The organism is Streptomyces coelicoflavus, assembly GCF_045041415.1.
Lineage (GTDB): Bacteria > Actinomycetota > Actinomycetes > Streptomycetales > Streptomycetaceae > Streptomyces > Streptomyces coelicoflavus.
Genome location: NZ_CP108218.1, coordinates 3,419,395 through 3,431,914, shown reverse-complemented (window position 1 = coordinate 3,431,914; position 12,520 = coordinate 3,419,395). Strand labels below are relative to the sequence as shown.

General features: G+C 71.5%; 14 protein-coding genes and 4 tRNA genes. 13 read left to right on the top strand and 5 right to left on the bottom strand.

Translation table 11 applies throughout. The features are described from left to right. The first annotated feature begins 33 nt into the window (after window positions 1–33). Complete coding sequence (locus OHA99_RS15140; protein ID WP_007443893.1) at window positions 34–300, top strand: GlsB/YeaQ/YmgE family stress response membrane protein; 267 nt, start codon at window positions 34–36, stop codon at window positions 298–300. A gap of 149 nt (window positions 301–449) precedes the next feature. Here OHA99_RS15140 and OHA99_RS15135 read toward each other — a convergent pair whose 3' ends face one another. Then, entirely contained in the window at window positions 450–938 is a 489-nt protein-coding gene (locus OHA99_RS15135; RefSeq protein ID WP_007443878.1) for a YajQ family cyclic di-GMP-binding protein, read from the bottom strand. Between the two features lie 235 nt (window positions 939–1,173). Between OHA99_RS15135 and OHA99_RS15130 the strand changes: the two genes are divergently transcribed. Together OHA99_RS15130 and OHA99_RS15125 are read left to right on the top strand one after the other, a co-directional pair. Further along, a tRNA-Tyr gene (locus OHA99_RS15130) sits at window positions 1,174–1,255 on the top strand. A gap of 126 nt (window positions 1,256–1,381) precedes the next feature. Further along, complete coding sequence (locus OHA99_RS15125) at window positions 1,382–1,600, top strand: hypothetical protein (RefSeq protein ID WP_153178432.1); 219 nt, start codon at window positions 1,382–1,384, stop codon at window positions 1,598–1,600. Between the two features lie 57 nt (window positions 1,601–1,657). Here the strand turns inward: OHA99_RS15125 and OHA99_RS15120 are convergent, their stop codons facing one another. Further along, a complete protein-coding gene (locus OHA99_RS15120) occupies window positions 1,658–2,314 on the bottom strand; it encodes an SDR family oxidoreductase (protein WP_405696144.1) in 657 nt (218 codons plus the stop codon). A gap of 161 nt (window positions 2,315–2,475) precedes the next feature. Next, window positions 2,476–3,900 carry a hydrolase gene (locus OHA99_RS15115; RefSeq protein ID WP_381503255.1) on the bottom strand — a complete coding sequence of 475 codons (1,425 nt, stop codon included), beginning with the start codon at window positions 3,898–3,900 and terminating at the stop codon, window positions 2,476–2,478. A 222-nt stretch (window positions 3,901–4,122) separates the two neighbouring features. Here OHA99_RS15115 and OHA99_RS15110 point away from each other — a divergent pair. The 9 genes from OHA99_RS15110 to OHA99_RS15070 all read left to right on the top strand — a co-directional run bounded on the left by OHA99_RS15110 (window position 4,123) and on the right by OHA99_RS15070 (window position 9,551). Then, window positions 4,123–4,195 (top strand) — tRNA-Thr (locus tag OHA99_RS15110). 46 nt (window positions 4,196–4,241) lie between these two features. Then, a tRNA-Met gene (locus OHA99_RS15105) sits at window positions 4,242–4,314 on the top strand. A 91-nt stretch (window positions 4,315–4,405) separates the two neighbouring features. Next, complete coding sequence (gene rpmG, locus OHA99_RS15100) at window positions 4,406–4,570, top strand: 50S ribosomal protein L33 (protein ID WP_003948671.1); 165 nt, start codon at window positions 4,406–4,408, stop codon at window positions 4,568–4,570. Between the two features lie 110 nt (window positions 4,571–4,680). Further along, window positions 4,681–5,133: a MaoC family dehydratase N-terminal domain-containing protein gene (locus OHA99_RS15095; RefSeq protein ID WP_153178429.1), complete on the top strand. Its 453-nt coding sequence runs from the start codon at window positions 4,681–4,683 to the stop codon at window positions 5,131–5,133. Between the two features lie 8 nt (window positions 5,134–5,141). Beyond that, on the top strand, window positions 5,142–5,618 hold the full coding sequence (locus tag OHA99_RS15090) for a MaoC family dehydratase (protein ID WP_405696142.1): 477 nt from the start codon (window positions 5,142–5,144) through the stop codon (window positions 5,616–5,618). 126 nt (window positions 5,619–5,744) lie between these two features. After that, window positions 5,745–6,314, top strand: a complete 570-nt coding sequence (locus OHA99_RS15085; RefSeq protein WP_153178427.1) for a TetR/AcrR family transcriptional regulator — start codon at window positions 5,745–5,747, stop codon at window positions 6,312–6,314. Between the two features lie 98 nt (window positions 6,315–6,412). Then, window positions 6,413–7,882 (top strand): MFS transporter, encoded by a 1,470-nt coding sequence (locus OHA99_RS15080; RefSeq protein WP_153178426.1) that lies wholly within the window; start codon window positions 6,413–6,415, stop codon window positions 7,880–7,882. A gap of 32 nt (window positions 7,883–7,914) precedes the next feature. Then, a complete protein-coding gene (locus tag OHA99_RS15075) occupies window positions 7,915–8,295 on the top strand; it encodes a DUF3291 domain-containing protein (RefSeq protein WP_153178425.1) in 381 nt (126 codons plus the stop codon). 200 nt (window positions 8,296–8,495) lie between these two features. Then, complete coding sequence (locus OHA99_RS15070; RefSeq protein WP_153178424.1) at window positions 8,496–9,551, top strand: UDP-N-acetylmuramate dehydrogenase; 1,056 nt, start codon at window positions 8,496–8,498, stop codon at window positions 9,549–9,551. 235 nt (window positions 9,552–9,786) lie between these two features. Here the strand turns inward: OHA99_RS15070 and OHA99_RS15065 are convergent, their stop codons facing one another. Together OHA99_RS15065 and OHA99_RS15060 are read right to left on the bottom strand one after the other, a co-directional pair. Next, window positions 9,787–10,818 carry an adenosine deaminase gene (locus tag OHA99_RS15065; RefSeq protein WP_153178423.1) on the bottom strand — a complete coding sequence of 344 codons (1,032 nt, stop codon included), beginning with the start codon at window positions 10,816–10,818 and terminating at the stop codon, window positions 9,787–9,789. Between the two features lie 123 nt (window positions 10,819–10,941). Then, the gene (locus OHA99_RS15060) at window positions 10,942–12,168 is read right to left on the bottom strand and encodes a pyridoxal phosphate-dependent aminotransferase (RefSeq protein WP_087789865.1); all 1,227 of its coding nucleotides are present in this window, start codon (window positions 12,166–12,168) and stop codon (window positions 10,942–10,944) included. Between the two features lie 239 nt (window positions 12,169–12,407). On the opposite strand from OHA99_RS15060, the gene OHA99_RS15055 reads away from it, so the two are divergent. Then, window positions 12,408–12,480, top strand: a tRNA-Trp gene (locus OHA99_RS15055). Window positions 12,481–12,520: the final 40 nt, after the last annotated feature.

Genomic DNA, 12,520 nt, shown 5'->3' with positions numbered 1-12,520 from the left:
TGCGGGCACAGCAAGAAAGGGCAGGGTCACGGCATGACCGTCATCAGCTGGATCATTCTCGGACTGTTGGCCGGAGCCATCGCCAAGTTCCTGCTGCCGGGCCGCGACCCCGGAGGATTCATCGGCACCACCTTCATCGGCATCGCCGGCGCGTTCATCGGCGGCTGGATATCGGCCCGCTGGCTGGACCACCCGATCAGCAAGGACTTCTACGACGGTGCGACCTGGGCCGCGGCGATCGGCGGTTCGCTGGTGCTCCTGATCGCCTACCGGCTCCTGTTCGGCAACTCGCGCGACTGAGCACGCGCGGACCGGACGAGGCACGACGGGACGCGGAACGCGGAACGGGAAAGGGTGCGCACCGCCGGGTGCGCACCCTTTCCCGTCAGTCCCCGTCAGTTCCCGTCAACGGAGGCCGGTCTGCCGGCCCGCGTCGTCGGCTCAGCGCCTCACCGGTAGTTCACGAACTGCAGCGCGAAGTCGAAGTCTTGGCCCTTCAGCAGGGCGATCACGGTCTGCAGGTCGTCCCGGCTCTTCGAGGAGACCCGCAGTTCCTCGCCCTGCACCTGGGCCTTCACGCCCTTGGGACCCTCGTCGCGGATGAGCTTGGCCACCTTCTTCGCGTTGTCCTGGGAGATGCCCTCCTCGATCGACGCGAAGATCTTGTACTCCTTGCCGGAGAGCTGGGGCTCGCCCGCGTCCAGAGCCTTGAGCGAGATACCGCGCTTGATCAGCTTGGACTGGAAGACGTCGAGGATGGCGCTCACCCGGTCCTCGGAGTTGGCCTCCATGAGGATTTTCTCCCCGGACCACGAGATCGAGGCGCCCACGCCCTTGAAGTCGTAGCGCTGCGAGATCTCCTTGGCGGCCTGGTTGAGGGCGTTGTCGACCTCCTGCCGCTCGACCTTCGAGACGATGTCGAAACTGGAGTCGGCCATGTCCTGTGGCTCCTTGTATCTGGGTGAGTGTCGGGCCGCGTATCGGGTCCGTACCGGCATACGTCGACGGCCGCCGGCCCCGGCAGGGTCCTCGGCCGCATCCGCACAAGCCTAGTCACCCGCCGCGTCCCGAGCGGCGATCAATCGGGTGGCGAAGCACCCCTCCACATCAGGTATTGTTTACGTCGTTGCCACGGAGCACCGCCCCAAAGCGGTTCGACGGGCAGCGACCCCCGGCGGTGTGCCCGAGCGGCCAAAGGGAGCAGACTGTAAATCTGCCGGCTCAGCCTTCCCAGGTTCGAATCCTGGCGCCGCCACACGGGAACGAAAGGGCCCCGTGACCTGCCCGAACAGCAGGTCACGGGGCCCTTCGTCATGCGCGGGTGCGGGAGTGCGGTCCGTGGGGCGGCTCCGGGGGCGCGCTCGGCGGGCAGACTGGTGTCATGGTCTCGTCCTCCCGTCGCAGAACCTGCCCCGAGTGCCGTCGCGAGATCGCCGTGGTCGCGGGGCGGTACGCGCGCCATGACCCGTCCGGCGCACGGGGGAGCGGTGAGCTCGTGTCCTGCCCCGGTTCGCGTCGGTCGGCGCAACTCGGAGCGGTGCAGCCGTCCTTGGACGGGTACGTCGTCCCCGACTTCCCCGGACAGCTGCCGCTCTTCTGACTCCGCCCCTCGGGCCGCGGGCCCGTGCCGCCGTGCCCGCACGCACCGCGCCGTCCCTCAGTTCCCGGCCACCGACTTCACCGCCACCGACACCGGCGCCGAGCCGCTGATCAGCTCCAGGGTCAGGCCGTTGGTGGCCGGGGTGTCGACCAGTTCCGCGAGGACGGCGGCGACGTCGTCGCGCGGTACGGGACCGCGCCCGGTGTGCGCCTCCAGGCGTACGAGGCCCGTGCCCGCGTCGTCCGTCAGGGCGCCGGGGCGCAGAATCGTCCAGTCCAGGGCGTCCTGGGAGCTCACGTACGCGTCGGCCTCGCCCTTGGCGCGCAGGTAGACGTCGAAGATCTCGTCCCCCTGGTGCCGGGGGTCCGCGCCCATGGACGACACGACGAGGAAGCGCCGTACGCCCGCCCGGACCGCCGCGTCCGCGAAGAGGACGGCCGCCGCCTTGTCCACCGTGTCCTTGCGGGCCACTCCACTGCCGGGACCAGCCCCCGCCGCGAAGACCGCCGCGTCCGCGCCCCGCAGCCGCTCCGCCACTTCTTCGACCGAGGCCGACTCCAGGTCCAGCACGACCGGTTCGGCGCCCGCCGCACGCAGATCGTCGGCCTGCTCGGCCTTGCGGACGATGCCCGCCACCTCGTCACCGCGCGCGGTGAGCAACCGCTCCAGCCGCAGCGCGATCTGACCATGACCACCAGCGATGACAATGCGCATGTCTTCGACCGTACGCCCCGACGACCGCCCGCGCCCCCGCCCCACGACTTCGCCGGCGGCCGCGGAGGCCCAGTACCGCGCAGGCCCACCGCCCGTCGCCGCGTGGGTTCAGGGCCTGCCGCCCCGGTTCGCCCCTGGTATCCGGTCCGGTCCTCAGGCGCTCAGGCCAGGTCGCCACGCCCGCCCGGCCCGCCGTGACCGTCACGTCGTCCGCGTCCGCTGCGTCCCTGCCGAGGCAGTCCCAGGTCGGACGGTGCGCAGGAGTCGCCGTACTCCCGTACCGCGCTGGTCCGCGCCACCACGCGCCCCCGGTGCACCACGATCCGGCTGTACGCCAGCGACAGCGCGCCCGCCAGCCGGTCCCCGCGTACGGCGAGGAGTTCGGCCGGGAAGCCCGCCTCCACCCGTACCTCGGGCAGCCCGAGAGCCGCCCGTGCCGCCGCGCTCACCGCGTCGTACGCCTCCTCGGGGCGCAGCCCGTGGCGCGAGGCCAGCAGATAGGCGGCCTCCAGGGGGTCGCCCCGCCCGACCGGGTTGGACACGTCCCGCAGCGCGCCGCTCCCGGCGGTGACCCGTACCCCGGCCGCCCGCAGCAGCCGTACGGGAGCCGTGCCGTCGGGATGGTCCGACGGCACGCAGGCACCCTGGGGCAGGCAGACCACCGTCACTCCGGCCGCCGCGAGCTGGTCCGCGGCCCGGGAGACCGCCTCGGCCGGGAGCCGGCCCAGGCCGTCGCAGGGTCCGATGGCCACCCCGGGGCGCAGCCCGCCCGCCATGGCCGCCAGACGGGCCAGCCGCACGGGGTCGGCGGCGTCCGTGTGCAGGTCGACCGGGCAGCCGTGCTCGGCGGCGACCTCGAGGACGGCCTCCACGTACCCCGTCGGGTCGGGGTCCAGGTCCGGGCACCCGCCCACCACGTCCGCGCCCATCTTGACCGCGTCCCGCAGTATCGCCAGGCCGTCGGCACCGGCCACTCCGGTGAGCACCCTCGGCATCGCCACCGCGGTCAGTTCGGCGAGCCCGCGCAGCGAGCGCCGGGTCCGCAGTACGGCGGTCAGGGCACCCAGGCCCGCGACGTCGCCCACCCGCACATGCGCCCGGAGCGCGGTGGCGCCGTGTCCCAGCTGGAGCAGGCCCGCCTCCGTGGCCCGGCGCCGGACGTCGTCGGGGTCGTAGGAGACGGGGCCCGGGACATCGGCCGTGAGCGCCGTGTCGGCGTGGACGTGCGGATCGGCGGGGGCGGGGAGGAGGAGGTAGCCACCCAGGTCCAGATGACCGCCCGGGTCCGGGTGATGACGGCCCGAGCCCGGGTGATGACCGCCCGAGTCCGGGTCATGACGGCCCGAGTCCGGATCATGACCACCCGGATCCGCCCGGCCGCCAGGGTCCGCCCTGCCGCCGGGGCCGGGTGCGCGCCGTGGGGTCAGGCTGCCGGCCGTGCCGACCGCCTCGATGCGCCCGCCGTGGAGCCGTACGTCCACGGTCCGGCCGTCGGCGAGCCGGGCCCCGGTGAGCAGGAGCGAGGCCCGGTCGGCGGCGTCCGAGGGGGAGGCCGAGTGGGGCGGCTGCGGCTGGCTGTCGGGCATCGCGCTCCTCTGGGCTCGGGGCTGCGCAGTGGGGACGCAAGATCACGCAGAGTGAGTCGAGCCTAGGACGGTGATCAGCCCGTGGCGCGGAGGAGCGCAATAGTCGTACCGGTGCCGTCTCCTGTGGTCGGACCGCTCCGCGGCCTCCGGGACGGGTCGGGGCAGGGTCGACGAAACGGATTTGGGCGAACGGCGGGCGACCGTGTAATGTCTTCATCGCTCGCCCCAATAGCTCAGTCGGCAGAGCGTCTCCATGGTAAGGAGAAGGTCAACGGTTCGATTCCGTTTTGGGGCTCTGGTGTGAAAGGTTCCCGTCGCGAGGCGGGGCCCGATCGCATCACAGCGGTGTAGCTCAGTCGGTAGAGCAAGCGGCTCATAATCGCTGTGTCACCGGTTCAAGTCCGGTCACCGCTACTCTCAGTAGCCGATTGCGGGGTCGGTCCTTCAGTCGGCTACTCTTTTCTGCGTTAATAACATCAATCCGTTCGTCAAGGAGTGCACTCACGTGGCTGCCACCGACGTCCGCCCGAAGATCACGCTGGCCTGCGTGGAGTGCAAGGAGCGGAACTACATCACCAAGAAGAACCGGCGTAACAACCCGGACCGACTGGAGATGAAGAAGCACTGCCCGCGTTGCAACGCGCACACTGCGCACCGCGAGACGCGATAAATCAGGCTCGTACACGAGGCCGTCCCCGATGTCTGGGGGCGGCCTCGTGTCGTTGTCCCCGCCCATCGTCGGCACCGCTACGAAGAGCAGCAGCAGGAGGTTGCGAGTCCATGGCGCTCGACCAGTCGTTCGTGGGGCGGACCTATCCGCCCACCGCGCCCTATGAGGTGGGCCGGGAGAAGATCCGTGAGTTCGCGGAGGCCGTGGGGGACGCCAACCCGGCGTACACCGACACGGAGGCCGCGAAGGCGCTCGGTCATCCGGATGTGATCGCTCCGCCGACCTTCGTGTTCTCGATCACGTTCAAGGCGGCCGGCCAGGTCATCGAGGACCCGCAGCTCGGGCTGGACTACAGCCGGGTGGTGCACGGCGACCAGAAGTTCGCCTACGTCCGCCCCGTGCGGGCCGGTGACCGGCTCACCGTCACCTCGACCATCGAGGCGATCAAGTCGATGGCCGGCAACGACATCCTTGACATCCGCGGCGAGGTCCACGACGAGGCCGGCGAGCACGTCGTGACCGCCTGGACCAAGCTCGTGGCCCGCGCGGCCGAGGAGGCGTGAGCATCCCCATGACGCAGCCCCACACGCAGAACCTCACGCAGCCCCACACGCAGCCCGCGACGGCGAAGGTCGCGTACGCCGACGTCGAGGTCGGCACCGAACTGCCCGCGCAGAGCTTCCCCGTGGACCGCGCCACGCTCGTGCGGTACGCGGGCGCCTCCGGCGACTTCAACCCGATCCACTGGAACGAGAAGTTCGCCAGGGAGGTGGGCCTGCCGGACGTCATCGCACACGGCATGTTCACCATGGCCGAGGCGATCCGCGTGGTCACCGACTGGACCGGCGACCCCGGCTCGGTCGTCGAGTACGGCGTCCGCTTCACCCGGCCCGTCGTCGTCCCGAACGACGATCGGGGTGCCGTGATCGAGGTCGGCGGCAAGGTCGCGGCCAAGCTCGACGACAACACCGTCCGCGTCGACCTCACGGCCACCAGCGGCGGCCAGAAGGTCCTCGGCATGTCCAGGGCGGTCGTCCGGCTGGCCTGAGCCGGCCTGCGCGAGGGGCGCCCCCGGGAGGGCGCCCCCCGGGAGGGCGCCCCCTGCCGTGCCCCGCGGAACCGGGTGCCGGTGACGGCTTGACGAAGTTAGTGATTGAGTACTAACTTCATTTCCATGGTCCGGATGAGTGCAGAGGAGAGGCGCGAGAGCGTCATCCGCGCGGCGATGGCCGAATTCGCGCGAGGTGGCTACTACGGCACCTCCACCGAGGCGATCGCCAAGCGTGTCGGTGTCTCGCAGCCGTACCTCTTCCGGCTCTTCCCGGGCAAGAAGGCGATCTTCCTCGCGGCGGCGGACCGCTGCGTGGACGAGACCGTCCGCATGTTCGAGAAGGCCTCCGAAGGGCTGCACGGCGAGGACGCGCTGCACGCGATGGGGCGGGCGTACCAGGTGGCCATCGGTGAGCATCCCGAGCGGCTGATGATGCAGATGCAGATGTATCTGGCCGTGGCGGCCGCCGAGCAGGAGGGCGACCGCGAGTTCGGTGAGTCGGTGCGCACCGGGTGGATGCGGCTGTGGGACACCGTGCATCTGCCGCTGGGGGCCGACGTCGGCGAGACGACGGGGTTCCTGGCCTACGGCATGCTCATCAACTGCCTGTCGGCCATGGGTTTTCCGCCCGAGCACCGGGTGTGGGAAGGGATCTACCCGTCCGGACGGCCGGCGGACGGACCGCAGGAGTAGGAGATCGGGGCACCCGTGCCCCGCGTTCGTGTGACCGCAGAAGTTAGTGATCGATAACTACATGAAGGCTTGACGTCGCACATCACTCTGGGGGAGAGATGTCACAGCAGAACGCACGTCGCGGGGGCGCCGCCTGGGCCCTCGTCATCACCAGCGTCGCCGGTTTCATGGCGGCCCTGGACAACCTCGTCGTCACCACCGCCCTGCCCTCCATCCGCGAAGACCTGGGCGGCGCGCTGCACGACCTGGAATGGACCGTGAGCGCCTACACGCTCACCTTCGCCGTCCTGCTGATGTTCGGCGCGGCCCTCGGCGACCGCTTCGGCCGCCGCAGGCTCTTCCTCGTCGGCATCACCGTCTTCACCGGCGCGTCCGCCGCCGCGGCCATGGCACCCGGCATCGACTCGCTCATCGCCGCCCGCGCGGCGCAGGGCGTCGGCGCGGCGATCATGATGCCGCTGACGTTGACCCTGCTCACAGCCGCGGTCCCCGCCGAACGCCGCGGAATGGCGTACGGCATCTGGGGCGCGGTCAACGGACTCGCCGTGGCCTCCGGGCCGCTGGTCGGCGGCAGCCTCACCGAGCACATCTCGTGGCAGTTCATCTTCTGGCTGAACGTCCCGCTGGGGCTGGCCCTGCTGCCCCTCGCCCGGCTCCGCCTCGCCGAGTCGCACGGCACCGGCGCTCCGCTCGACATACCCGGCACCCTGCTCGCCAGCGGCGGACTCTTCGGCATCGTCTACGGCCTGGTCCGCGGGCCCGTCGACGGCTGGTCCGGCACCGTCGTGCTGACCGCCCTGTTCGCCGGGGCCGCGCTCCTCGTCGGCTTCGTCCTCTACAGCACCCGGGCCAGGAACCCGATGCTCCCCATGCGGCTGTTCCGCTCCCGGGCCTTCTCCGGCATCAACGCGGCGAGCCTGCTGATGTTCCTCGGCATGTTCGGCTCGATCTTCCTGCTCAGCCAGTACATGCAGGGGGTGCTCGGCTACTCGCCGACCGAGGCGGGCCTGCGCATGCTGCCCTGGACCGGGATGCCGATGCTGGTCGCGCCGATCGCCGGCATCCTCTCGGACCGCATCGGAGGCCGCCCCGTCGTCGCGACGGGTCTCTTCCTCCAAGCGGCCGGCCTCGGCTACCTGGCCTCCGTGATCACGGCCGACGCCTCCTACGCGATCCAGCTGCCCGGTCTGATCATCAGCGGGATCGGCATGGCCCTCTACTTCGCCCCCGCCTCCGCGCTGGTGATGTCCAGCGTCGCCGCCAAGGAGCAGGGCATCGCCTCCGGCGCCAACAACGCGCTGCGCGAGGTGGGCGGCGCGCTCGGTATCGCGGTCATGTCGTCGATCTTCGCGGCGCAGGGCGGCTACGAGTCCGCGCAGTCCTTCGTCGACGGGCTGCGGCCCGCCACCGCGGTGGGCGCCGCGATGGTGGCCCTCGGCGGTGTCGCGGTCCTGCTCATCCCCGCACGCCGCCGCACCGGGGGACAGGGCCCCACGGCCGCACCGACGACGGAGACGGCCCCCGAACCGGCCCTCGCCACCACGGGACCGACGCCGCCCCAGCACTGACCGCACGGCACCCGACACGAGAGGAGCACGACATGCCCACCCTTCCCTGGACCGTGCCGAACCGGCCGCCGCGGGCCACCGAGGTCCACGTCTTCGCCTCCCGCTTCGAGACCCGCACCCTGTGGGGAGCGCTCACGTTCCTCGTGCGGACGCCGGGCGTGTGGCGGCAGGTCAAGAGCGCCCCCGGAGCGTACGGCGCCTCACTGAAGGCGGAACCCTTCAAGCGGACCTTCTGGACGCTCTCCGCCTGGGAGTCGCCCGAGGCCCTCAAGACCTTCGCCCGCTCCGGCACCCACGCGCCGGCCTCCCGGGGGCTGTCGGCGCAGATGCGGGGCTCGAAGTTCGCCTCCTGGCCGGCGTCGAGCGACGAGCTGCCGGTGAGCTGGGCGGAGGTGCGCAGGCGCCTGACCTGAGGACGCGCGCGGCCGAAGCCCCACCCGGCAACGCCCCGGCCGACCGGCCGGGGCGTTGCCCGTGCTTCCTGTGTTTCCTGTGAGTCCCGTGCCTCCCGTGCCTCCCGTGCTTCCTGCGCTTCCCGTGATCTCCGTATTGTCCGTGTTTCCCGGTTTCCCGCCGCCCTGCGCTGTCGGCGCCGTCTCGTAGTCTTGAGCGCGTGCAGGAACTCCACGACGCGCCCCTCGCCCCCCTGACCACCTTCCGACTCGGCGGGCCCGCCACCCGGCTGGTCACGGCCACGACCGACGCCGAGGTGATCGCCGCCGTCCGCGAGGCCGACGACACCGGCACCCCACTGCTGCTCATCGGCGGCGGATCCAACCTGGTCATCGGCGACAAGGGCTTCGACGGCACCGCCCTGCACATCGCCACCCGCGGCTTCCGCCTCGACGGCACGACACTCGAGCTGGCGGCCGGCGAGATCTGGACCGACGCGGTCGCCCGCACCGTCGAGGCGGGCCTGGCGGGCGTCGAGTGCCTGGCCGGCATCCCCGGCTCGGCCGGCGCGACCCCGATCCAGAACGTCGGCGCGTACGGCCAGGAGGTGTCCGCCACGGTCACCGAGGTCACCGCCTACGACCGCAGGAGCCGCGAGACGGTCGCCCTCTCCAACGCCGACTGCGCCTTCTCCTACCGTCACAGCCGCTTCAAGGCGGAGCCCGACCGGTATGTCGTCCTGCGGGTCCGCTTCGAGCTGGAGGACGCCGGCGGCCTCTCCGCGCCGCTGCGCTACGCCGAGACGGCCCGCGCCCTCGGCGTCGAGGCGGGCGACCGGGTGCCGCTGACGGCCGCCCGGGAGACGGTGCTGAAGCTGAGGGCGGGGAAGGGGATGGTGCTGGACCCCGACGACCACGACACCTGGTCGGCCGGGTCGTTCTTCACCAACCCGATCCTCACGGACGAGGAGTTCGCCGCGTTCCGCTCACGCGTCGCCGAGCGCCTCGGTGATGCCGTCGAGCCGCCCGCCTTCCCGGCCGGGGAGGGGCGGGTCAAGACCTCCGCGGCCTGGCTGATCGACAGGGCGGGCTTCACCAAGGGGTACGGCACGGGTCCCGCCCGCATCTCCGGCAAGCACACGCTCGCGCTCACCAACCGGGGCGAGGCGACGACCGAGGACCTGCTCGCGCTGGCCCGTGAGGTCGTCGCCGGGGTCCGCGAGGCCTTCGGCGTCACGCTGGTCAACGAACCGGTGACGGTGGGGGTCGCGCTCTAGCCCCGGTGTTTCTTCGCCGTCACCCGGCGTGGGTGTGGGCGCGGAGACGGGGAGCGTGCCCGGCGTCGGGGTGCCTCCCCCGCTCTCGGCTCCGCTCGAGCGGGAGGTGCCCCGACCGCCCGCCCGTGCCGCCCTGGGGGTGCCTCCCAGGCCGTTCAGGCACTGGGGGGGGGCCACGACTCCCCGCAGCGGAAGCCCGCCCACGCAGCCCGGGGCCCGCCCGCAGCGGGGGCGGTTACGCCGCGAGCCAGTCGTCCACGCCTGCCAGCAGCTTCGCCTTCATCTCCTCCGGCGCCGCCGACCCCCGCACCGACTGCCGTGCCAGTTCCGCCAGCTCCGCGTCCGTGAAGCCGTGGTGCTCGCGCGCGATCTCGTACTGGGCGGCCAGCCGGGCCCCGAACAGCAGCGGGTCGTCCGCGCCCAGCGCCATCGGCACCCCTGCCTCGAACAGCCTCCGCAGCGGCACGTCCTCCGGCTTCTCGTACACGCCCAGCGCGACGTTCGACGCCGGGCACACCTCGCACGTCACCTGCCGGTCCGCCAGCCGCTTCAGCAGCCGCGGGTCCTCCGCCGCCCGCACGCCGTGCCCGATCCGGTCCGCCTCCAGGTCGTCCAGGCAGTCCCGCACCGACGCCGGACCGGTCAGCTCACCCCCGTGCGGCGCGGACAGCAGGCCCCCGTCCCGCGCGATCGCGAACGCCCGGTCGAAGTCCCGGGCCATCCCGCGCCGTTCGTCGTTCGAGAGCCCGAAGCCCACCACGCCCCGGTCCGCGTACCGCACCGCCAGCCGTGCCAGCGTCCGCGCGTCCAGCGGGTGCTTCATCCGGTTCGCGGCGACCAGCACCCGCATCCCGATCCCGGTGTCCCGCACGGTCGTCTCCACCGCGTCCAGGATGATCTCCAGCGCCGGGATCAGCCCGCCCAGCCGCGGCGCGTACGACGTCGGGTCGACCTGGATCTCCAGCCAGCCCGAGCCGTCCTTCAGATCCTCCTCCGCGGCCTCCCGCACCAGCCGCTGGATGTCCTCCGGCGCCTGGAGGCACGATCGCGCCGCGTCGTACAGCCGCTGGAAGCGGAACCAGCCCCGCTCGTCCGTCGCCCGCAGCTTCGGCGACTCCCCGCGGCCCAGCGCCTCGGTCAGCGTCTCGGGCAGCCGTACGCCGTGCTTGTCGGCCAGTTCCAGCAGGGTGGTGGGCCGCATCGACCCGGTGAAGTGCAGGTGGAGATGGGCCTTGGGCAGTTCAGAGACATCACGTACACGCTCCATCTGAGGATCCTGCCGCACGACACGCCCGGCCCGACAGCACTTTCCCCGTACGTGGTCTTGCTCGCACAAACAAACAGGGCCGCACCGGAACGTTCCGGTGCGGCCCCGCGAGCGGGAGGACGGTCAGTCCCGCGCCTCCGCCAGCAGCTTCTGGATCCGGCTCACGCCCTCGACCAGGTCCTCGTCCCCGAGCGCGTACGACAGCCGCAGGTACCCCGGCGTGCCGAACGCCTCGCCCGGCACCACCGCGACCTCGGCCTCCTCCAGGATCAGCGCGGCCAGCTCGACCGAGTCCTGCGGGCGCTTGCCGCGGATCTCCTTGCCGAGCAGCGCCTTCACCGACGGGTAGGCGTAGAACGCGCCCTCGGGCTCCGGGCAGAGCACGCCGTCGATCTCGTTCAGCATCCGCACGATGGTCTGGCGGCGGCGGTCGAAGGCCTCCCGCATCTTCGCCACGGCGTCCAGGTCACCGGAGACCGCGGCCAGCGCCGCCGCCTGGGACACGTTCGCCACGTTGGACGTGGCATGCGACTGGAGGTTGGTGGCCGCCTTGACGACGTCCTTCGGGCCGATGATCCACCCGACCCGCCAGCCGGTCATCGCGTACGTCTTCGCCACGCCGTTGACCACGACGCACTTGTCGCGCAGCTCGGGCAGCAGCGCCGGCAGGGACACGGAGACGGCGTCGCCGTAGACGAGGTGCTCGTAGATCTCGTCGGTCAGCACCCACAGGCCGTGCTCCACGGCCCACTTGCCGATCGCCTCGGTCTCGGCCTCGCTGTACACCGCGCCCGTCGGGTTCGACGGCGACACGAAGAGAACGACCTTGGTCTTCTCGGTGCGCGCCGCCTCCAGCTGCTCCACCGTCACGCGGTAGCCGGTGGTCTCGTCGGCGACGACCTCGACCGGGACACCGCCGGCCAGCCGGATCGACTCCGGGTACGTCGTCCAGTACGGCGCCGGGACGATGACCTCGTCGCCCGGGTCGAGGATCGCGGCGAACGCCTCGTAGATGGCCTGCTTGCCGCCGTTGGTGACGAGGATCTGCGACGGGTCGACCTCGTAGCCGGAGTCGCGCAGCGTCTTCGCGGCGATGGCGGCCTTCAGCTCGGGCAGCCCGCCGGCCGGCGTGTAGCGGTGGAACTTCGGGTTCTTGCACGCCTCGACGGCGGCCTCGACGATGTAGTCCGGCGTCGGGAAGTCGGGCTCACCCGCGCCGAAGCCGATCACGGGACGTCCGGCGGCCTTGAGGGCCTTGGCCTTGGCGTCCACGGCGAGGGTCGCGGACTCGGAGATCGCGCCGACTCGGGCGGAGACCCGGCGCTCGGTGGGAGGGGTTGCAGCGCTCATGACCCCATCGTTCCAGACCGGAAACCTCACGGGCACAGGGGTTTCACGGACTGAACCGGACCGGTCCACGCCCTGAACTCCAGTCCGGTCCACGGCCTGAACATCAGTCCGGACGTGCTTTCTGTTCGACGCCCGGCCCGTGAGCACGTACACTCTCACCTCGTTGGCCTTCAGCGGCCCGCGATCATCCGGTGCACACCGAGCATCCGGGCGGATGCGGTACGTTGGGGGACGAACAAAGGGTCGTAGCTCAATTGGTAGAGCACTGGTCTCCAAAACCAGCGGTTGGGGGTTCAAGTCCCTCCGGCCCTGCTACACACACCATCGCCAGGATTGTGTGCGCAGGTACGTA

Coding starts and splice junctions, on each gene's coding strand:
- OHA99_RS15135 (WP_007443878.1), bottom strand. CDS start 938: ATGGCCGACTCCAGTTTCGACATCGTCTCGAAGGTCGAGCGGCAGGAG.
- OHA99_RS15125 (WP_153178432.1), top strand. CDS start 1,382: ATGGTCTCGTCCTCCCGTCGCAGAACCTGCCCCGAGTGCCGTCGCGAG.
- OHA99_RS15060 (WP_087789865.1), bottom strand. CDS start 12,168: ATGAGCGCTGCAACCCCTCCCACCGAGCGCCGGGTCTCCGCCCGAGTC.
- OHA99_RS15075 (WP_153178425.1), top strand. CDS start 7,915: ATGCCCACCCTTCCCTGGACCGTGCCGAACCGGCCGCCGCGGGCCACC.
- OHA99_RS15095 (WP_153178429.1), top strand. CDS start 4,681: ATGGCGCTCGACCAGTCGTTCGTGGGGCGGACCTATCCGCCCACCGCG.
- OHA99_RS15115 (WP_381503255.1), bottom strand. CDS start 3,900: ATGCCCGACAGCCAGCCGCAGCCGCCCCACTCGGCCTCCCCCTCGGAC.
- OHA99_RS15090 (WP_405696142.1), top strand. CDS start 5,142: ATGACGCAGCCCCACACGCAGAACCTCACGCAGCCCCACACGCAGCCC.
- OHA99_RS15120 (WP_405696144.1), bottom strand. CDS start 2,314: ATGCGCATTGTCATCGCTGGTGGTCATGGTCAGATCGCGCTGCGGCTG.
- OHA99_RS15085 (WP_153178427.1), top strand. CDS start 5,745: ATGGTCCGGATGAGTGCAGAGGAGAGGCGCGAGAGCGTCATCCGCGCG.
- OHA99_RS15140 (WP_007443893.1), top strand. CDS start 34: ATGACCGTCATCAGCTGGATCATTCTCGGACTGTTGGCCGGAGCCATC.
- OHA99_RS15080 (WP_153178426.1), top strand. CDS start 6,413: ATGTCACAGCAGAACGCACGTCGCGGGGGCGCCGCCTGGGCCCTCGTC.
- OHA99_RS15065 (WP_153178423.1), bottom strand. CDS start 10,818: ATGGAGCGTGTACGTGATGTCTCTGAACTGCCCAAGGCCCATCTCCAC.